Genomic DNA, 20890 nt, shown 5'->3' with positions numbered 1-20890 from the left:
ACTTCATGGAGCCCCGCCAGCCCATGGTGTTCCACAGCAAATTACTATCACTGAGGTACGCATAACCTATCGTAAACACGGGCGACGCGCGGTAGAGTTTTCAGACCATGCTGCAGCGGCACCAACGGACCACAAGGACCTCGTGATGCTCGACACCATCGACCAGTTCCTCGGCGACACCGCCGGCCTGCTCTGGGGCAACCCGATCACCCTGATCCTGCTTCTGGGCACCGGGCTCTATCTCACCATTCGCCTGGGTCTGGTCCAGGTGGTGGCATTCCGCGAAGGCTGGCGCGCCCTGCGCGGCACCGACGGGCGTGCCGGTGGCACCGGCCAGATATCGCCCTTCCAGGCGCTGTCGACCGCGCTGTCTGGCACTATCGGCACCGGGAACATCGCGGGCGTGGCCACAGCGATCGCCCTCGGCGGCCCCGGGGCCCTATTCTGGATGTGGGTGACCGCATTCTTCGGCATGGCAACCAAGTTCGCCGAAACCACCCTGGCGGTGCGCTACCGCGAGATTGCCCCGGACGGGAGCATCGCCGGCGGGCCGATGTTCACCCTGCTCCACGGACTCAAGATGAGGAAGCTGGCGATCCTGTTCGCCGCCTTCACCCTGATCGCCTCCTTCGGCATCGGCAACATGGTGCAGGCCAACTCGGTCGTCGACGGCCTGACCTTCATCGTGCCGGACCTGCGCGCCGACGACGACATCATGGGCTGGATGGCCCTGATCATCGGCCTCACCATGGCGGTGCTGGTGGCGTTGGTCATCATTGGTGGCGTCAAGCGTATCGCGATGATCGCCTCCACCATCGTCCCGTTCATGGCCGTGATCTACATGCTGGGCGCCTTCGTGGTGATCGTCGCCAACATCGAGGCCGTCCCGGCCGCGATTGGTACCATCTTGAACCTCGCGCTCAACCCCTGGGCTGCAGGCGGTGGCGCGATTGGTCTCGCCATCCAGTATGGGGTCGCGCGCGGCATGTTCTCCAACGAGGCGGGTCTGGGTTCGTCGGCCATGGCGCACGCCGCGGCCAAGAACGGTGATCCGCCGCGCGAGGGTTCGGTGGCCATGCTCGAACCCTTCATCGACACCATCGTGGTCTGCACCCTGACCGGTCTGGCCATCGTCGTCACCGGCGCCTATATCGACCGTGCCGACGACGTCGTCGGGGCCTCGCTGACCGCGACCGCCTTTAGCTCCACGTTGGGTCCGTTTGGCGCCATGGTGGTCGGGATCAGTCTGATGCTATTCGCCTTTTCCACCATGATCGCCTGGTCCTACTATGGCGACCGCTCGGCCTACTTCCTGTTCGGCGAGAACGCGGTGATGCCATATCGCATCGTATTCGTCATCCTGATCGTGATCGGCGCGACCATCCCGCTGGGCGTAGTCTGGAACTTCTCCGACATCGCCAACATCGCGATGGCCGCCCCCAACCTGATTGCGCTCATCCTGTTGGCCGGCCTCGTCAAGAAACTGCGTGACGACTACGTGGCGCATCGCCCGATGCCGGATCGCCATGACGGATAGGGGTAACGGCACGGCCGCTGCCACCGATCCGTTCGCGCAAGGCCCTGCACGCCCGGATGCGGCAACGCTGGTGCGCGAGGTTGAGGCCGCCCTGAGCGAGGACCTGGGCCCTAATGGAATGGAGGGCGACCTCACCGCCGCTCTGGTCCCGGCCGACCACATGGCCCGTGCGACCCTGCTGCTCAAGGAGCCCGCCATCGTCTGCGGCCAGGCCTGGTTCGAGCGCGCGTTCACCAGTCTCGCCCCGGAAACCCGGATCGCCTGGCTGGTCGCCGAGGGCAGCCACGTGGACATCCCCCATGGCCCGCAGACTATCGCGACTTTGGAAGGCCCGGCCCGCGCGGTGCTCGCTGCGGAACGCGCCGCACTGAACCTACTACAGACCTTGTCCGGAACGGCCACCGAGACCGCTCGCTGGGTCGCGCGCCTGGACGGCACGGGAAGTCGCATCCTCGATACCCGCAAGACCCTGCCCGGGCTGCGGCACGGACAGAAATACGCGGTGCGCTGCGGCGGCGGCTACAACCACCGCCTCGCCCTGTGGGATGCCGTCTTGATCAAGGAAAACCACATCGCCGCCTGCGGCTCCATCGCCGCAGCGGTCGAACGGGCACGCACACGGGGTGCCGGGCGCTGGGTGGAGGTGGAGACGGAGAATCTCGACGAGGTCGAGCAGGCCCTGGCGGCCGGGGCCGACGTGATCATGCTTGACGAGCTGTCCCCGGAAGACCTGGCCACCGCCGTGCAACACATCCGCGGCCGTGCGATCTCCGAGGCCTCCGGTGGGGTCACACCGGACACCCTGACGGCGATCGCGGCCACCGGCGTGGACTACATCTCGGTCGGCGCCCTGACCAAGCATCTCCACGCCATCGACTACTCCCTCCGCCTCGACTAACCCGCCCCTGCCCCCTCTCAGCGCCAGACGCCCCGGTGAGAAGGCCGCCGCGGCGCATCCAGTACTTGCGTGGCCTCGTCTAACGGCCTACCACTGGTGGCCAGGTTGGGTCCGATGTCCGTGTTTACGGTGTCTCCTCCGGTCCAGCTTACCGGTGGTCGTGGCTGGCACCCAGGACCAACGACCTCCAGATGTCCGCGTGGAAACGCGTGTTAGCGCTTGACGGTAGCTCGCAGGGCGAGACGGACCAGCGTCTCAACGGAGTCGGCCTCGCCGCGCACGGCGGCCACCATCTTCTCAGCGCTGGCGCGCGGGTAGCCAAGCGTTTCCAGGGCCGCCAGGGCCTCGCCCTCCATCGCGGCGGCGGGCGTCGGCTCGCTGCCGGGCACACCGCCGACGGGGCTACCGGTAAACCCCATCTCGGCGAGGCGTTCGCCGAGCTCCAGCACGATGCGTTCGGCGGTGCGCTTGCCGATGCCCGGCACCTTGGCCAGGCCGGTAACATCGCCCCCGCTAATGAGGCCCGCCAGCTCGTCGCCGGCGTAGGTGGACAGCATGGCCAGCGCCAGCTTCGCACCGATCCCGTTCACGCGAATCAGACGTCGGAACAGATCGCGGTCGCGCTTGTTCATGAACCCGAACAGCTGATGAGCGTCCTCACGCACAACCAGATGAGTGGCCAGCACCACGGTCTCGCCCGGCTCTGGCAGGGCCGCCAGCGTGGACAGTGAGACATCCACCTCGTAGCCCACACCACCAGCGTCAATCACGACGCCATTCACCTCACGGCTGATCAGCCGTCCCTCCAGCCGCGCGATCATGGGCGCCCTCCGATCATGGCAGAGGCCGCGCCCAGCAGGCGGGCCTCGTTTTGCTGGGTATGGGCGTGGCAAAGCGCGACCGCCAGGGCGTCGGCGGCATCGCTGCTGGCCGGTTCGGCCAGGCGTAACAGTTGCTGCATCATATGCTGGACCTGTTCCTTGTCCGCGCCACCGACACCAACCACGGCCAGCTTGATCGCGCGCGGGGCATATTCATGTACCGGGAGCCCGGCCTGAGTGGCCGCGCAGATGGCCGCTCCTCGGGCATGCCCCAGCTTGATCGCGGATTGGGCGTTGCGCGCCACGAACACCGATTCGATTGCCAGGACGTCGGGCTTCAACTCGTCGATCACCTCGACCACCCCGGCAAAGATCTCGCCCAGACGCTCGGGAAAGCCCTTGGCCTTGGGCCGGATGACGCCATGCCCGCAGGATCGGCCGCGGCTGCGATCGAACTCGATCACCGCAAAACCGGTGACCCGGGAGCCGGGATCAATCCCGAGGATTCGCATACCCGGCTACCGACCCGCGCGCAGAAGGCGATCAGTCACTGCTGACCTCTTCGGGGAAATCGGCGTTGGTAAAGACGTTCTGCACGTCGTCGAGATCGTCCAGCATTTCCAGTAGCTTGAGGACCGACTCGGCGGTCTCCGCATCCAGCGGTGCCAGAGTGTCCGGTCGCCAGGTGACTTCGGCGTTCTCCGGTTCCATCCCGCGATCCAGCAGGGCCTGGCGCACGTCCTGATAGGTATCTGGTTCGGTGATCACCTCGATCGCGCCGTCATCCTCGACCTGCACATCCTCGGCACCACCCTCCAGGGCCGCCTCCATCACGGTCTCTTCGTCCAGCCCGGGGGCGAAACGAATCACGCCCTTGTTCTGGAACAGGTAGGCAACCGAGCCGTCGGTCCCCAGGTTGCCGCCCATCTTGGAGAAGGCATGACGCACCTCGGCAACCGTACGGTTGCGGTTGTCGGTCATGCAGTCGACCAGGACCGCTGCCCCGCCCGGACCATAGCCCTCGTAGCGGATCTCTTCGACGTTGTCGCCGTCGGATTCACCGGCGCCGCGCTTAGCCGCGCGTTCGATCGTGTCGCGGGTCATGTTGGCGCCCAGCGCCTTGTCGGTCGCCAGACGCAGGCGCGGGTTGGTCTCCGGGTCCGAGCCGCCCTGACGCGCCGCGACGGTGATCTCGCGGATCAACTTGGTAAAGAGTTTGCCGCGCTTGGCGTCCTGGGCGTTCTTGCGATGCTGGATGTTCGCCCACTTGCTGTGGCCTGCCATTCGGTCACGACTCCTTGGATTGGATTGAAGGCCCTGATGCACGCCAGGACCCATGAGATTCATACAGTCTAATCGCTGGGCCGGCGCTAATCACGGATGGGAGTGGCGCCGGCGTCGTTCGTCTCCACGCTCGGCGCGATAACGCGGCCACGCAGACCCCAATTACGGCAGGAACTCGCCTGTCTCCAGGAAATGCAGGGTCTCCTGCGCAACGGCGCGGTCGACCAGCATCCCCATGTGGGATTCCGGCAGGGTCAGATGGCGGAAGACATCCGGCCCCTGGGTCTCCTCCACCGCGACCATGCCGTCATGCGGATGGGGTAGCCGCGTGAACAGCGGACCCGGGCCCCGTGCGCGACTGCCGGCAATCATGCCGATATCGCGCCCACGCAGGATGGGGCTGCCACCCAGGAGACCGCGATCCAGGGCCGCGCCCAGCCACCAGCGACCAATCCGGTTCTGCGCCAGGCGCGCGGCCACCCGGCTGCCCTGAAGCGGCGACCCCAGCATTACGATACGGCCGGGGCGCTGCACTGGGGCGACCTCGAACAGGTGGCGGACGATCACTCCGCCCAGGCTGTGCGCGACCAGGTGCACCAGGTCCCCGGGAACGTCGTCAAGAAACGCGGCCAGGGCGCGGGCAGCCTGCTCCGGCGTCCGCCGGCGGGAGGCATAGCGAAACGGGTACACCTCGTGGCCACCTGCGCGCAGGCGGCGGCGCAGCAGGGCCATCTCCAGCCCCGTCATGTGCCAACCGTGGACGGTGACGACGCTGGTGCGCATGCCGGCCATCGCGTGCGACCGGGCGCGGACTTACTCGGCCTGTTGCGTGGCGCTGGGGCGCAAGCGGATACCCAGCTCCCGCAACTGCTTCTCGCCCACCGGCGCCGGGGCGTCGGTCAGCAGGCAGGCGGCGGTCTGGGTCTTGGGGAAGGCCATGACGTCGCGGATGGAATGGGCACCGCTCATCAGCATCACCAGGCGATCGAGACCGAAGGCCAGACCGCCATGCGGCGGGGCGCCGAAGTTCAATGCATCCAACAGGAAGCCGAACTTCTCGCGCGCTTCCTCTTCACCGATGCCCAGGGCCTCGAATGCAGCCTGCTGCATCTCGGGGTTGTGGATACGGATGGAGCCGCCGCCCACCTCGGTGCCGTTGAGCACCATGTCGTAGGCACGCGAAAGCGCCTCGCGCGGATTGGCGCGCAGGGCCTCCGGGCTGTCCACCGCCGGGGCGGTGAACGGGTGATGCAGGGCGTACAGGCGCTTGTCGCCATCGTCGTACTCGAACATCGGGAAGTCGACCACCCACAGGGGCTGCCAGCCCGCCTCGACCAGGTCCAGGTCGTGGCCGAGCTTCACGCGCAGCGCACCGATCGCCTCGTTGACCACCGAGGCCTTGTCCGCGCCGAAGAAGATCAGGTCGCCGGCGGCGGCCGCGGTCTTCTCGAGGATCTGCCGGGTCACGTCCTCCGGCAGGAATTTCAGGATCGGCGACTGCAGCCCGCCCTCGAGATCCGCCGGGTCGTTGACCTTGATGTAGGCCAGGCCCTTCGCGCCGTAGCGACCGACGTACTCGGTGTAGACGTCGATCTCCTTGCGCGTGAGCTTGGCCCCGCCCGGCACGCGCAACGCGGCCACGCGGCCCTCGGGGTCGTTCGCCGGGCCGTTGAACACCTTGAACTCCACCGCCTGCATCACCTCGGTCAACTCGGTGAACTCCAGCGGGATGCGCAGATCGGGCTTGTCCGACCCGAAGCGGGCCATCGCCTCGGCGTAGGCCATGCGCGGGAACGGATCGGGAAGCTCCACGCCCTGCACCTCGCGGAACAGGTGCCGGATCAGGCCCTCGGTCACATCCATCACGTCGGCCTCGTCGACGAAGGCCATCTCCATGTCCAGCTGAGTGAACTCCGGCTGGCGGTCAGCGCGCAGGTCCTCGTCGCGGAAGCAGCGGGTGATCTGGTAGTAGCGGTCCATGCCGGACATCATCAGCAGCTGCTTGAACAGTTGCGGGGACTGCGGCAGGGCAAAGAAGCTGCCCGGATGCGTGCGGCTGGGCACCAGGTAGTCGCGCGCGCCTTCCGGCGTCGCCTTGGTCAGCATCGGGGTTTCCAGGTCGAGGAAGTCGCGCTCCTCGAGGAAACGACGCATGGCGGCGGTCACCTGTGCACGCAAACGCAGGCGTTGCTGCATCAGCGGACGGCGCAGGTCCATGTAGCGATACCGCAGGCGGGTGTCCTCGCCGACGTCTTCATCGTCCAGCGGGAACGGCGGAGTCTTCGCGACGTTCAGGACCTCCAGCTCCAGACCCAGGATCTCGACGGCGCCGGTGGTCAGGTCCGGGTTCTCGGTGCCCTCGGGACGCCGGCGCACGCGGCCCGTCATGCGGATCACGTATTCGCTGCGCAACTGCTCGGCGCGGGCAAAGATCGCCTCGCGATCCGGGTCGAACACCACCTGCACCAAGCCCGCATGGTCACGCAGGTCGACGAAGATCACGCCGCCATGATCCCGCCGGCGGTTCACCCAGCCGCACAGGGTCACCTCCGAGTCGAGTTCGTTCTCGGTGACACGTCCACACAGATGAGTTCGCATTGCGCTGTTCCAGCCGAAGGGCACGACCGCTTCCGGGTCGCACGCGGTTAGTCGGGAAAACGGGGCAAACGTCGCATCTGCGCCCGTGAAAAGGGCGGAAATCTTACGATTTGCCCTGCTCTTGCGCAACCGGAGCGGGCGCATCCTCGGGGCTTCGCAGGGGCGTGACCACGCCCATGGACATCACGAACTTGAGCCCGTCCTCCACCGTCATGTCGAGTTCTACGGCTTCGTCGCGTGGCACCATGATCACGAATCCGGAGGTCGGGTTCGGGGTCGTCGGGATAAAAACCGTGATGACTTCATGTTCGGTGCGGCGCTGCAACTCCCCCATCCCGACGCCGGTCATAAAGCCCACCGACCACAGGCCACGGCGCGGGTACTCCACCATGACCACTTTGCGAAAAGCCTGCCCCCCGCCACTGAAGACCGTCTCGGTCACCTGCTTGACCGCCCCGTAGATCGAGCTGACCAACGGGATACGCCGCACGATGGACTCGCCCATGTGCACCAGTCGTTTGCCCACGATGTTGGCGGCAATCACCCCGGTGACAAGCACGACGATGACCGCCAGCACAATGCCGGCACCGGGAATGGAAAAACCCAGCAGTGCCTCCGGGCGCCAGCCCGGCGGCAGGAGGAGGATCGTGAAGTCGAGCAGATCCACCAGCAGCTTGATAATGAAGCCGGTGACGATCAGCGGCAGCCAGACCAGCAGCCCTGCAATCAGATAGCGGCGCAGGGTGACCAGCATCGATCAGGTGCCGGTTGCGGCGGTACCGGTCTTGGCGCTGCCGGAAGACCCGGACTTTCCGGTGGACTCCGCTTTTGTCGAACTGCCACCACTGGAACGGGTCCCCGAACTGCTGCTGCCTTCTTTCAGATTGCGCTTGCCATCCTTCTTGAAGTCGGTCTCGTACCAGCCGCCGCCGGCCAAACGGAAGCCGGCCGCCGAGACCTGCTTGGTCAGGGCCTCGGCACCACAGGCCGGACAGGTGGTGGCCGGCGGATCGGAGACCTTTTGCAGGATCTCGCTCAACTCCCCGCACTGCTTGCACTGATATTCGTAAATGGGCATCCGTCGTCTCCAGGAACACACGCTTTGGCAGCTATTATGCGGCCGTTTCCAGGGAATAAAAGAGTGCCCGACAGAATGTTCACGGTTTGCGCAAATCGCCCTCACCGTCGATCATTCGCGCGATACCCGACAGAACGAAGCACAAGGACCGAACCATGGCCGAAAAGATCGTGATCATGCTGTTGAACCTGGACCTGGATCGACCCGGCACCCTGGGGGCCCCGTTCTTCCAGGCCACCGTGGCCGCCGCCATGGATCTCGAGGTGGAGATCTACTTCGCCGCCGGGACCACTCGCCTGCTACGGCAGGGCGTGGCGGATCAGATCTACCCCGGTGAGGCCAAGGAGAAATCCGTCTACAGCTTCATGCAGGACGCCCACGAGGCCGGCTGCGCCTTCTACGCCTGCGCCGGGGCCATGGACGAGAACGGCCTGACCCTGGACAACGCAGTGCCCGAGCTGGACGGCATGCGCGGCGGCGGCGCCTTCATTGGCGAGGTCGTCGAAGACGGCGTTGCCACGCTCACCTACTGACCCCGCCGCGATGAGCGAACCCTCCCAGCGCGCGGTCCTGATCACCGGCTGCTCCAGCGGCATCGGGGCCTGCACCGCACAGGTGCTGCGCGATCGCGGCTACCGCGTGTTCGCCACCGCGCGGCGCAGTGAAGATGTTGCACGGCTGAAGAAGGACGGCTTCGAGGCCCTGCAGCTGGACCTGGACGACTCCGCCAGCATCCACAGCGCGGTCAACGAGATCCTGCACCGTACCGATGGCCATCTGTACGCCCTATTCAACAATGGCGCCTACGGCCAGCCCGGGGCGGTGGAGGACCTCAACCGCGCGACGCTGCGCGCACAGCTGGAGACCAACGTCCTCGGCTGGCTGGAGCTGACCAACGCCGTGCTGCCCGCGATGCGTCGCGCCGGCGAGGGTCGGATCATCCAGAACAGCTCGGTACTCGGCCTGGTCGCGCTGCGTCTGCGTGGCGCCTACGTGACCTCCAAGTTCGCCATCGAGGGCATGAGCGATACCCTCCGACAGGAGCTGCATGGGACCGGCATCCATGTCTCGCTGATCGAGCCGGGCCCCATCCGCAGCGAATTCCGCACCAATGCGCTGAAGGCCTTTCGTTACCATATTCAGCGCCAGCACAGCCCCTGGGAAGAGACCTACCGGGCCGCCGAGGCGCGCATGGCGAACGCCGAGGCCGATGCGCCATTCACACTGGGCCCCGAGGCCGTGGCACGCTGCGTGATTCACGCCCTAGAGGCGCGCCGGCCCCGCGTGCGCTACCACGTGACCTTCCCCACCCGCCTGTTCGCCTTCCTCAAGTGGCTGCTGCCGGCCCGTGGCATGGATACGGTCCTGCGCGGCGTGTCACGCGGCGAGAACCGTTGACCATGGCACACTCGCCCGCATGAATCTGATCTTTCTCGCGTTGATCGTGATCGCCGTGGCCACGGCCGCGATCCGCGAGATCCGCTCCACCGATCCCGACGAACAACCGATGCAGGCCCTGTCCGAGGGCGCGATCGACGCCGCCGGCTCGGCCGTGGAGCTGGCCCTGGGCCTGGTCGGGGTCATGGCCCTGTTTCTGGGGCTGATGAAGATCGCCGAAGCGGGCGGGTTGCTGACCGTGCTGGCCCGCCTGCTGCGCCCGCTGATGGTGCGTCTGTTCCCGTCGGTCCCGCCGGAACACCCGGCGATGGGCGCGATGATCCTGAACTTCTCCGCCAACATCCTGGGGCTTGGCAACGCGGCCACGCCGTTCGGCATCCGCGCGATGCAGGAGCTGGAGAAGCTGAACCCACACCCGGGCACGGCCACCAACGCGATGGCCCTGTTCCTGGCGATCAACACCTCCAGCATCACCCTGTTGCCGACCGGCGTCATTGCCCTGCGGGCTTCGCTGGGCTCCGAGGTACCCGCCGCGATCCTGCCGACCACGTTGTTCGCCACCCTGTTCGCGACCATCGCCGGCATCGCCAGCGCCTTGATCCTGCAGCGTTATTTCCTGCCGCCACCCGCGACTCGTTCGATCGACCCCAATGCAACGGACCCGGCGGAGACCGGCGCAGCAACGGACGCCCCATTGGGCGAATCGCAAGCGCAGGATCGCTCGACGGGCGAAATCCGCGACAGGGGAGCTGATGAAAAAGACGGTGAGCAGCAGCCGATGAACATCGAGGTGCCCACCGAAGGGTACCCGACCTGGGTCTCGATCCTGGTCCTACTGGGTGTGCTGGCGATCATCCCGCTAACGATCGTGTACGGCCAGGCGATTGCGCCCTGGATCATTCCCGGGCTGGTCGTCGGCTTCCTGTCCTACGGCGTGATCCGCGGTGTTCCGGTATACGAGGTGTTTGTCGAGGGGGCCAAGGAGGGGTTTAACGTCGCACTGCGCATCATCCCGTACCTGGTGGCCATCCTGGTCGCGGTAGGCATGCTGCGGGAGAGCGGCGCGCTGGGGATGTTCGTGGGCCTGGTCGGCCCGCTGACCACGCCGTTCGGGCTACCGGCCGAGGCCCTGCCCATGGCCCTGTTGCGGCCGCTGTCCGGCTCGGGGGCCTACGGCATCATGGCCGGGATCATGCAGGACCCGGCCACCGGGCCGGACACCCACGTCGGCCTGCTGGTCTCCACCCTGCAAGGCTCCACCGAGACCACCTTCTACGTACTGGCGGTGTATTTCGGCGCCATTGGCATCAAGCGCGTGCGCCATACCCTGGCCGCCGCCCTGACCGCAGATGCCGTGGCCGTCATCGCCGCCGTCGCGATCGTCGGCTTCCTGTTCCTGTAACCACCTTGGCGGGTGGCGCCAGCGGAGCCGCACGCTATTCGGTGTCTCCTGCGGGTGTCGAACCCCGGCACCTCGCTAGCACCCCGGCCATCTCCCCCGCGCCAATAGGCTTGAGCAGGAGTGCGCTGAAGCCAGCCTGCTCGACCCGTTCCCGGGTGGCATCGGTGGCGTCGGCCGTTACCGCAACCACCGGGATCGAGGCCAGAGCAGGTTCCGCCTGGAGTGCACTCATCACCTGAAAGCCATTCATGATGGGCAGGTTCAGATCCAGCAGGATCAGATCGGGTGGGTCGCGCAGGGCCTGATCCAGTCCCTGTTCAGCCGACTCGGCCAGGCGGCATTCGGCCACCCCGTGTTGGCGCAGCATCTCGTCGACCAGATGGCGATTCGCGGCGTGGTCATCAATACACAGCACCCGACACCTCGGGGCCAAGGTCTGGGCCGGGGTGCCGAACGCATCCACGCATGCCGCCGATTCCGCAGCGAGACTCGGTCGTGCGGCACCGACCGTGCTCGGCAACTCGAACCAGAACGTGCTGCCCTGTCCCGGCATACTCTCGATGCCGACCTGCCCGCCCATCATCTCGACCAGACTCCGGGTAATCGCCAGGCCGACACCACTGCCCTCGATGCTGTCGCGGTCGGCCCCGAGGCGTTCGAATGGCTGGAACAGTCGTTCCTGGGCCTCCGGCGAGATACCCGGGCCATCATCCACCACCGCGATGCGCACGGTTCCGTCGGCGGGGCGGGCACGCAACCAGACCTGACCCTCACGCTGGTTGTACTTGATCGCGTTGGAGACCAGGTTGATCACGACCTGCTTGAATCGCCGTGGATCCGCCTGAACGGTGGGCAGATCCTCGAGCTCAAGGTGAATGCGGATGCCGCGTTCCTCGGCCAGTGGCCGCATCAGCGAGAGGCAGTCCTGCAACAGCGCTTCGAGTACCACCGACTCCGGCTCGACCTGCATCCGACCGGCCTCAATGCGCGCGAGGTCCAGGACCTCGTTGATCAGTTCCAGCAGATGGCGTCCAGCGCGCGTGATCTCGCCGAGGTGGGCACGCTGCCCCTCCCCCAGCTCGGGGTCGCGTTCCAGCAACTGGGCGAAACCCAGCACCGCGTTCATCGGCGTGCGCAGCTCGTGACTCATGTTGGACAGGAAATCCGACTTGGCCCGGTTCGCCGATTCTGCCTCCTCGCGGGCGCGGTGCAACTCGGCACGCCGGCGCAGCTCATCGGTGAAATCGCTGAAGATGTTGAAGCCATATTGCGGCTCCCCACGATCATCGTGCACGACCCCGATGGTACTGGCGGTGATGAATACCGCCCCGCTGGCACAGCGGTGGGGCAACAGGCCGCTCCAGGCACCACCCTCGGCCAGTACCTGATCGATCTCGCGGGCCTCGCGGGCGTTCTCCTCGGGGATCATCTCCAACTCGCGAAAGCTATGGCCGAGAAGGTCTTCTGCCCGATAACCCACCATCTCCAGGGCTGCGGGATTGACGTAGACGAAACACCCCTGGCGGTCGATCACGGCAATCCCCTGCTCGGAGGACTCGAAGATCCGCTGGAACAGGGCCAGGTGCTCCTGCGCCTCGTGTAGCTCGGTGATGTCCTGAAGGGTCCCGCTCGCGTGCACCAGACGGCCTGCATCATCGAACTCCCCGGTGGCGATCACGTGCACGTGACGAACCCGGCCATCGGCCAGCAGCACGCGATGGTCCATCTCCTGCTGACGATGGGTCGCCAGACGATCCTGCAGGCCGGCCACCTGCGCGCGATCTTCGGGATGCACCAGGGCGAGGTAATCCTCACGGTCCAGGACCGTGCGGCCCGGGTCGAGCTCAAAGATCTCGCAGACCACGCGCGACCAGACAAGCTGACCGGTCGGAACATCCATCTCCCAGTTGCCGATGCGCGCCAGCCGCTGCGCCTCCAACAAGCGGGTGGACAACTCGGACAGCGCCAGCTCGGAGGCCTTGCGCTTGGTGATGTCCTGCATCACCCCCAGCATGTAGAGGACCTCGCCGGCCTCGTTACGAACCGCGTCACCGCGTTCCAGCAGCCAGTGTTCGGAGCCATCCGGCCACAACACCCGGTGCTCCAGTTCGAGATAGGAACCCCGGCGCAGACTGCTGGCGATGGCCGTGCGCACTCGGTCGCGGTCTTCCGGGTGCACCGCCCGGATGAAGTTGGTCACGGTGGGCTCCAGTTCTCCCTCCGCATAGCCGAGTAATGGCGGGATGCGCTCGGACCAGCCCAGGGCCTCGCTCCCCGGGGCCCATTCCCAGGTGCCCATGTTCGCGAACACCTGGCTGGAACGCAGGCGATGCTCCTGGTGCTTCACTTGGGTGATCTCGGTGCGGATGGAGACGTACTGGTAGGGCCGCCCATTGGCGCCGAGATACGGCACGATGGTCGTCTCCACCCAGTACAACGCCCCATCCTTGGCACGGTTGCAGACCTCGCCCTGCCATATGTGGCCGGCGGCGACGGTGGCCCACAAGTCGGCATAGAACTCGGGCGGATGCTGCCCGGATTTCAGGATGCGATGGTTGCGCCCAAGAAGCTCGTCAATGGCGTAGCCGCTGACGCGTGAAAAGCGCTCGTTGGCATAGACGATGGTACCGGCGACATCGGCGATACTGACCAGGGCATGTTCGTTGACCGCCAGATGCTCGCGCTCGCGCTCGTACAACGCCTCGCGATAGGATCGGCTCACTCCATCGATCTGCCGCAGCTGGCGCCCGCGAGCCGCCACCGCCGCGGCCAGGCGCGACGGCTCCACCGGCTTCAGAAAGACGCCCATCACGCCGGGATGCAGCGTCATCAGGCGATTCACCGCACTGGCATCGTCCGTCAGCATCAGCATGGGAATGGACCCGCCATTGTCGTGGGTCCGCAGGAGTGCCGCGAAAGACTCCGGCGGTTCCGCCAACCCCGGCAGGTCCAAGATCAGTACATCCGCCCCGGATTCGTCGAGCTGCTGCCGGGCCGCTTCGGGGTCACCGGCTGTCGTCACCCGGAATCCCACCGCTTCGAGATGCTGGGGCAGCCCCTTGTGCCCGGCCTCCACCGTGGCCAATAGCACGCGATAGTCGGCCTCGACCATCAGGCCGCCAATCTGGGTGAGCTGCTCGATCAGCGTGTCGGTGGCCAGAGGATGATCCAGGCACCGCGCCACACCATGACGGACGCATGCCAGCCTCGCCCCGGGGCTCCAGCGCCCCGCCACGGCTAGAAAGGGGAGCCCCGACCCAGTCTCCCGGATCCGCTCGGGAAACCCGCCGCCATCCGCCGCCACCGCGTCGGCGCAGAGAACCACCGCCGTGAAAGGGTCATCGTCCGGCGCCCGCGCCGGCTCGGGGGTACTCCGTACCACTCGGAAACCTCGACCATCGAGCATGCCAACAACGGCATCCCCCACCTCTCCGCCATCATCGATGACCAGTACACGGGAATCCGCCGGGCGCGTGATCTGGGGCTGCGGGCGCGCCTGAGCGGCCGGCTGGGCCCGTTGGCGCAACGCCTCCACACCGGAGTTGAGGCGTTGCACACCCGCCTGGATCAGATCGCGGTCAGCGCCAGGAGGGGCCCGACGCACACCCGTGAGGGAGGCCCGCAGGGACTCCGCCACATCCCGCACCAGGTCGATATTGAATACTCGGGCCGCCTGCGCCAGCGCCTGAACCTCATGGCGCAGGCGGTCCAGACGTTCGCGGTCAGCGGGAGAGCCGTCCAACTGCTCCACCAGCCGCGCCAGACCGACGGCGCGTTCGCCGAGGGTCTCGACAAACTCGTTGCGCAGACCCGACAGCGTCGGGGAGCGCGGGTAATCCTGGCTGGGGGTACCCCGTGCGGCTTGTGTCACGTGATCAGTTCGGCGGGCCGCCCGGGTTGATGTCCTTGTCCTTCACGATGAAGTAGACCCCAACGGCCGCCAGCCCCATCCACATGAGCAGAGCGAACACACCAAACACCTCCCAGAGGGTGACGAAAAAGAACAACATGACGGCGGCGGCGCCCAGCAGGATGTTGCCGATCAGAAAATTGGACGGGCGACGGGATTCGTTGTCGGGCATGGAGGGCTCCGGTGCGAGCGCGCGGCGCTATTGCTTTTTGTAGGGGGCAAAATCGAACTGCCCGGCGGTCATGTCGTCCCACAGGTCACTCTGTAGAACGGCCAGCAGTTTGAACAGTTTGCGCAGCTCGGGGTCGTCCATGAAACGCTGATCTTCGCTGGCCTTCAACACCTCCACCAGGGTCGCACACTGTTCACGGCTAATCCCGAGGACGTTCAGGCCCTCTTCTCCCATCTCGACATCCATCGAGCGTCTCCGGTTCGTTTGAGTGCCGCCGATTGTAGCCGCATGCCGGCGTACGGCGAAAACACCGGAACGGAACCCCGTCATTGCCAGGCCCCACGTGTTGGAGTGAGGCAGCGCCCGCCCCCCACAACGTCATTGCGAGGAGCGCAGCGACGAAGCAATCCCCGCCCGGAACCACCGGATCGCTGACACTGGCACTCTGCCAGCTTCGGAAGGTTGCCGCGTCGCCTTCGGCTCCTCGCAATGACGGTGCCCGCCACGGCGCTCGTGCCACGGCCCCTTGCAGGGCCTCGCTAGGGAAACACTGATCAATGCACACGCTCGCGCTCGAGTCGCTTTTGCGTGCGAACAAGGCGCGGTGACTGCCGTGCAGTCATTCTGCACAAGGGAACCGCAACGCCGTGCGCAGGCAAAAGTGGCCGAGCCCCTTCGGGGTTGGCATCCCAGGTTCCCCGATCCTGCGTTGCGGCCCTTGCCGGTAGAACCACTACCGGCTGCGCACCGCGCCTGGTCTCGAAAAACCTGGGGTACCAACACGAGCGTGTACATTGATCAGTGTTTCCCTAGGACGGGGTCGTGGCGTTACGCCGCCTGGGCTCGGATCAGTTCGGTGCGGTTGCGGACATACAGGTAGTACAGCACCGGAATGATTACCAGCGTCAGCAGCGTAGAGACGAACACGCCAAAGATCAGCGAGATTGCCAGGCCGGAGAAGATCGGGTCATCCAGGATGAATCCGGCACCCACCATCGCCGCCAGACCGGTCAGCACGATTGGCTTGGCGCGAACGGCGCCGGCGTGCACCACCGCCTCGATCACATCGACCCCGCGGCGGATCTCCTCGTTGATGAAATCCACCAGCAGGATGGAGTTGCGGACAATGATCCCGGCCAAAGCGATCATCCCGATCATCGAGGTCGCGGTGAACTTGGCATCCATGAAGAAGGCGTCCATGAACGCATGCCCCGGCATCACCCCAATCACCGTCAGCGGGATGGGCGCCATGATGATCAACGGCACCATGTACGACCGGAACTGCGCGACCACCAGCAGATAGATCAGGAGCAGACCCACGGAATAGGCAATGCCCATGTCGCGGAAGGTCTCGTAGGTCACCTGCCATTCGCCGTCCCACTTCAACGAGAAGTTGTACGGGTTGTCCGGCTGACTGATGAACAGCTGCTCCAGCGGTTCGCCATAGGCCATCGGCTGATCCCGCAGCCCGAAGAACATGTCGAACATGCCATACAGCGGGCTGTCCAGCCCACCGGCCAGGTCGCCCATTACGTAGACCACCGGCAGCAGGTTCTTGTGATGGATCGAGTGCTCAAGGGTCGAGTCCACCACATTGACCACCTCGGACAGCGGCACCAGGGTGCCGTCGCGCGAGCGCACCTTGAGCCCCAGCACCGGGTCCAGACTGCCCTTCTCGGCCTGCTCGAACTCGAGCCGCACGGGCACCGCGTACTTCACGTTGGAGCCGTAGAGGTAGGTCACGTCCTCGCCGGACAGCGCGGTCTCGATCGCCTGCACTACTGCCTGCTGCGACACGCCCAGACGCGCGGCCCGCTCGCGGTCCACCTGCAGGATCTTCTTCTGCCCCGGATATTCCACCGAGTCGTCAATATCGGTAATGCCGTCGGTGTTCTCGAAGCGCTCGCGCACCTGGCGAGCGATCTCGATCTGGCCGTCGTAGTCCGGACCGTAGATCTCGGCCACGATCGGCGACATCACCGGCGGGCCCGGCGGCACCTCGACCACCTTCACCGCGGCACCGTGACGATCCGCGATCTCGTTGATTGCCTCGCGCACACCGAGCGCCACCGCATGGCTCTGGCGCGAGCGCTCGGAGGCATCCACCAGATTCACCTGGATGTCGCCGACATGCGAACCCTCGCGCAGGTAGTACTGCCGCACCAGCCCGTTGAAATTGATGGGGGCCGCGGTGCCCGCGTAGGTCTGCACGTTATGCACCTCGGGCACCGTCTTCAGATAGTCGCCCATCTCCGCCAGCACCCGCGAAGTGCGCTCCAGGCTGGTGCCTTCTGGCATATCCAGCACCACCTGGAACTCCGACTTGTCGTCGAACGGCAGCATCTTCATGACCACGAGCTGGAAGTAGGCCAGCGACACTGACGCCAGGATCAGCACCAGCGTTCCCGCCCACAGCGCCAGGCGGTTCATCTTCTTGCCACGACCATCACCGAGGAACGGGAGCAACAGGCGGTTGAACAGCTTCATCAGCCCATCGGAGGCCGCTTCGGAGTCGTGGCCATGATTTCCGCCGACCGCCCCAGGGGCGGCGTGTTCGTGCTGCTCGGCCTGACGCCGCAGGACCTTGTAGGTCAGCCATGGTGTAACGACATAGGCAACCGCCAGGGAGATGATCATCCCCATGCTGGCGTTGATCGGGATTGGGCTCATGTACGGGCCCATCAGGCCAGTCACGAAGGCCATCGGCAACAACGCCGCGATGACCGCAAACGTCGCCAGAATCGTGGGCCCGCCCACCTCGTCCACCGCCAGCGGGATGGATTCCAAGAATTTCTTGCCGCCCTTGACCATATGCCGGTGGATGTTTTCCACCACCACGATGGCGTCATCCACCAGGATCCCGATGGAGAAGATCAGCGCGAACAGCGACACCCGGTTAAGCGTGAAGCCGTAGGCCCAGGAGGCGAACAACGTGATCGCCAGCGTGATCACCACGGCCACACCGACGATGAAGGCCTCGCGCCAGCCGAGCGCGATCCAGACCAGGATCACCACCGAGGCGGATGCCAGAATCAGCTTCTGGATCAGCGTGTTGGCCTTGTCGTCAGCGGTCTCGCCGTAGTTGCGCGTAATGGTGGTCTCAATGCCGTCGGGGATGTAGGTTCCGCGCAGCTGATCCAGACGCTCGATCAGGGCGTCTGCGATATCCGGTGCGTTGGTGCCCGGTTGCTTGGCAATGGCCACGGTAACCGCCGGATGACTTTCGCCTGTCCGGGCGAGATCGCCGGCGGCAGCGCCATGGGCAAATCGCACATGCTCGGTCGCGTAGGCCGGCCCTTGCACGACCTCGGCGACATCCGAGAGGTAGACCGGTCGATCGTTGTGCAGCCCGACGACCAGGGCTGCGAAGGCCTCTGGCTCGGTGATGAAGTCACCGGCCTGGACCAGGATCTCTTCGTCGTCCTGGTACAAACGTCCGGCGTCTCGAGAGAAGTTGGAGGCCTGCAGGCTGTCACGCAGATCGTCCACCGAAAGATTGAAGGCGGCCAGCGTCTCTGGCTTGAAACGCACATGGACCACATGGTCCGGCCCGCCGACGGTGTAGATGTCCCGGGTGCCCGGCACACGCTTGAGCTCCGACTCGATCCCGTGGGCGACGCGCAGCAGGTCATGTCCGCCCCGCTCAGGGTCATCGGTCCACAGGGTCACGTTCACGATGGGGACGTCATCAATCCCCATCGGCTTGATGATCGGCTCGCCCACCCCGAGGCCCTCGGGTAACCAGTCCTGGTTGGAGAACACCTGGTTGTACAGACGCACTAGTGCCGCGGTGCGGTCCTCGCCGACCTCGAACTGAATGGTGATCTGCGCCATGTTCGGGCGCGAAGTGGAGTAGATGTCGTCGATGCCCTCGATCTCGGAGAGCACCTGCTCGGCCGGGGTGGCGACCAGTTGTGCCACCTCCTGCGCGCTCGCCCCAGGGAACGGGATGAACACGTCGGCCATGGTCACATTGATCTGCGGCTCTTCCTCGCGCGGGGTCACCAGGATAGCGAACAGGCCCAGCAGCAGGCCCAACAAGGCCAGCAAGGGAGTGATCTGTGTGGTCAGGAAGGCCTTGGCAATGCGTCCCGAGATTCCCATGCGACCGGACGCCTCGTCCGTGCTGGCATCGCTCATCGGTTCACCTGCTGATGTTCTTTCAACCAGATCTGCGCGTGGATCGGATCCATCGCCACACGCTCACCCTCGGTCAGGCCACCGTGGATCTCGATCATGCCGTCATGCTGACGCCCGACCCGAACCTGGCGGAAAGCGACCCGGTCATCCTCGTCCACCACATACACGGCCACCACTTCGCTGCGGTAGACAACCGCATCCACCGGGACCAGCAGGCGTTCGACGTCGTCGATCACAAAGGCGGTCTTCACGAACATGCCGGGGAACAGCCCCAGATCCTGTTGTTCCGGCAGGTTCACGCGGATGCGGAAGGTGGAGCTGGCGGGATCGGCATAGGGGAAGATGGTCAGACTTTCGGCGGCCACCCGGTCACCGTTCAGCAGCACCTCGGCCGTGCGCTTCTCGCGCACGCCCTGGATCAATCGCTGCGGAACATCCACAGCAACCCGAAGCTGGTCAAGGCTGATACCGGAGAGCAGCGGTGAACCTGGGCTTACGGACTCGCCCACCTCAACGTGACGCTCGGTCACGATGCCGGAGTACGGCGCGTACACCTCGGTGTAGCCCAGTTGTTCGCGGGCCTCTTCCACCCGGCCTTCCGCCGAACGCAAGCGCGCGCGGGCCGATTGCAGCTCGGCCTCGGCGCGTTCGAACTCGGACCGCGAGACGACTCCGCGCTCGAACACATCCTCGATCCGGTTGAATTCCGAACGGGCCTCGTTGAAGCGGGCGCGAGCCTCGGCCAAGTCCCCCTCGGCCTGGCTCACACGGGCCTGCTGCTCGGAATCGCTGACCCGCACGAGCAATTCGTCGGCCTCGACGAAATCATCCACGTCCACGTAGATCTCCCGGACGCGACCCGAGGTCTGCGCGGAGATAGTCGACCGCTGCACGGCCTCGACGCGGCCGTCCAGAATGCGCTCCTGGGTGATGGTCTGACGTTCGGCAGTGGCCGTCTCGAACGGCAGTTCGGCCTGGGCCGAGAACGGCAACAGTAGCAGGGCCCACAGGGTGTGGCGCATCCGGATTCGTGTCATGAGGCGTCTGTCCTTGCTTGGGGTCGGTCACGCGGGGCCCGTGCGGTCCAGCGCCTACCGATCTCATATATTAGCTTTTGCTAATTTATTACTTCCTGATAATGAACGCAATGCGGAATCCTTCCGCGGATCCAGAATAGCGCCCTCGCAGCGAGTATAGCGATGCACGCTCGAGTTTCACGCGCGCCACCGGAAGCCGCACCGCTGCACGCCTCCCGCGCTCCCCGTATCATAGCCACCGTTCCCAAGCCATGAACGCCCCGGAGGACCTCATGCCGCTGCTGCGAGTCGAGACCAACACCGACCTGCCCGACGACACCGCAGGACTGTGCACCCGCCTCTCCGCTCAAGTCGCGGACTGGCTGGGCAAGCCGGAGGGCTACGTGATGGTGGCCTGCACGCACAACCCCGCGATGTGCTTCGGCGGCAGCACTGACCCCCTCGCCTACTGCGAGCTGAAGAGCATCGGTCTGCCCGAGGGCCTGACTCGCGAGCTGTCGCGCAAGCTGTGTGACAGCCTGCAGACGGAGCTGGGCCTGGACCCGGCCCGTGTGTACATCGAGTTCGCCGACGCCCCGCGCCATTTCTGGGGCACCAACAGCACCACCTTCTGAA

General features: G+C 65.6%; 18 protein-coding genes. 6 read left to right on the top strand and 12 right to left on the bottom strand.

All coding sequences use genetic code 11. The features are described from left to right. The first annotated feature begins 145 nt into the window (after positions 1-145). A complete protein-coding gene (locus tag D002_RS0104305; protein WP_018140677.1) occupies positions 146-1537 on the top strand; it encodes a sodium:alanine symporter family protein in 1392 nt (463 codons plus the stop codon). Beyond that, positions 1527-2435, top strand: coding sequence for a carboxylating nicotinate-nucleotide diphosphorylase (nadC, locus tag D002_RS0104300; protein WP_018140676.1), 909 nt, complete (start codon positions 1527-1529; stop codon positions 2433-2435). The genes D002_RS0104305 and nadC overlap by 11 nt, the downstream gene beginning before the upstream one ends. Positions 2436-2647: 212 nt before the next feature. Here the strand turns inward: nadC and ruvA are convergent, their stop codons facing one another. From ruvA to D002_RS0104265, 7 genes are all read right to left on the bottom strand, one after another. Beyond that, entirely contained in the window at positions 2648-3256 is a 609-nt protein-coding gene (ruvA, locus tag D002_RS0104295; RefSeq protein ID WP_018140675.1) for a Holliday junction branch migration protein RuvA, read from the bottom strand. Next, entirely contained in the window at positions 3253-3768 is a 516-nt protein-coding gene (ruvC, locus tag D002_RS0104290) for a crossover junction endodeoxyribonuclease RuvC (protein WP_018140674.1), read from the bottom strand. The genes ruvA and ruvC overlap by 4 nt, the downstream gene beginning before the upstream one ends. A 31-nt stretch (positions 3769-3799) precedes the next feature. Further along, a complete protein-coding gene (locus D002_RS0104285; RefSeq protein ID WP_018140673.1) occupies positions 3800-4540 on the bottom strand; it encodes a YebC/PmpR family DNA-binding transcriptional regulator in 741 nt (246 codons plus the stop codon). Positions 4541-4702: 162 nt separating this feature from the next. After that, on the bottom strand, positions 4703-5332 hold the full coding sequence (locus D002_RS0104280; protein WP_018140672.1) for a triacylglycerol lipase: 630 nt from the start codon (positions 5330-5332) through the stop codon (positions 4703-4705). 21 nt (positions 5333-5353) lie between these two features. Further along, a complete protein-coding gene (gene aspS / locus D002_RS0104275) occupies positions 5354-7138 on the bottom strand; it encodes an aspartate--tRNA ligase (protein WP_018140671.1) in 1785 nt (594 codons plus the stop codon). A 103-nt stretch (positions 7139-7241) separates the two neighbouring features. Continuing rightward, a complete protein-coding gene (locus tag D002_RS0104270; RefSeq protein WP_018140670.1) occupies positions 7242-7892 on the bottom strand; it encodes a DUF502 domain-containing protein in 651 nt (216 codons plus the stop codon). A gap of 3 nt (positions 7893-7895) precedes the next feature. After that, on the bottom strand, positions 7896-8216 hold the full coding sequence (locus D002_RS0104265; RefSeq protein WP_018140669.1) for an FmdB family zinc ribbon protein: 321 nt from the start codon (positions 8214-8216) through the stop codon (positions 7896-7898). A 155-nt stretch (positions 8217-8371) separates the two neighbouring features. Between D002_RS0104265 and D002_RS0104260 the strand changes: the two genes are divergently transcribed. The 3 genes from D002_RS0104260 to D002_RS0104250 are packed head-to-tail and all read left to right on the top strand — an operon-like array spanning position 8372 to position 11016. Beyond that, positions 8372-8749, top strand: coding sequence for a DsrE family protein (locus D002_RS0104260; protein WP_018140668.1), 378 nt, complete (start codon positions 8372-8374; stop codon positions 8747-8749). Between the two features lie 10 nt (positions 8750-8759). Next, positions 8760-9614 (top strand): SDR family oxidoreductase, encoded by an 855-nt coding sequence (locus D002_RS0104255; protein ID WP_018140667.1) that lies wholly within the window; start codon positions 8760-8762, stop codon positions 9612-9614. Positions 9615-9633: 19 nt separating this feature from the next. Continuing rightward, complete coding sequence (locus tag D002_RS0104250; protein ID WP_018140666.1) at positions 9634-11016, top strand: nucleoside recognition domain-containing protein; 1383 nt, start codon at positions 9634-9636, stop codon at positions 11014-11016. A gap of 34 nt (positions 11017-11050) precedes the next feature. Here the strand turns inward: D002_RS0104250 and D002_RS0104245 are convergent, their stop codons facing one another. The 5 genes from D002_RS0104245 to D002_RS0104225 form a co-directional block, all read right to left on the bottom strand. Next, on the bottom strand, positions 11051-14887 hold the full coding sequence (locus D002_RS0104245; protein ID WP_018140665.1) for a PAS domain-containing protein: 3837 nt from the start codon (positions 14885-14887) through the stop codon (positions 11051-11053). A 4-nt stretch (positions 14888-14891) separates the two neighbouring features. After that, the gene (locus D002_RS0104240) at positions 14892-15098 is read right to left on the bottom strand and encodes a hypothetical protein (protein WP_018140664.1); all 207 of its coding nucleotides are present in this window, start codon (positions 15096-15098) and stop codon (positions 14892-14894) included. Positions 15099-15125: 27 nt separating this feature from the next. Beyond that, positions 15126-15344 carry a hypothetical protein gene (locus D002_RS0104235; RefSeq protein ID WP_012981920.1) on the bottom strand — a complete coding sequence of 73 codons (219 nt, stop codon included), beginning with the start codon at positions 15342-15344 and terminating at the stop codon, positions 15126-15128. A 582-nt stretch (positions 15345-15926) separates the two neighbouring features. Continuing rightward, complete coding sequence (locus tag D002_RS0104230) at positions 15927-19238, bottom strand: efflux RND transporter permease subunit (protein ID WP_018140663.1); 3312 nt, start codon at positions 19236-19238, stop codon at positions 15927-15929. Next, positions 19235-20260 (bottom strand): efflux RND transporter periplasmic adaptor subunit, encoded by a 1026-nt coding sequence (locus tag D002_RS0104225; protein ID WP_018140662.1) that lies wholly within the window; start codon positions 20258-20260, stop codon positions 19235-19237. Before D002_RS0104225 ends, D002_RS0104230 begins: the two co-directional genes overlap by 4 nt. 287 nt (positions 20261-20547) lie before the next feature. On the opposite strand from D002_RS0104225, the gene D002_RS0104220 reads away from it, so the two are divergent. Then, on the top strand, positions 20548-20889 hold the full coding sequence (locus D002_RS0104220) for a phenylpyruvate tautomerase MIF-related protein (protein ID WP_018140661.1): 342 nt from the start codon (positions 20548-20550) through the stop codon (positions 20887-20889). The last annotated feature ends 1 nt before the right edge of the window (position 20890 follow it).

Source organism: Thioalkalivibrio sp. ALJ7, assembly GCF_000376865.1.
Classification (GTDB): domain Bacteria; phylum Pseudomonadota; class Gammaproteobacteria; order Ectothiorhodospirales; family Ectothiorhodospiraceae; genus Thioalkalivibrio.
Note: the sequence above shows the minus strand (reverse complement) of the source record. Positions and strands in the feature narration are given on the sequence as shown.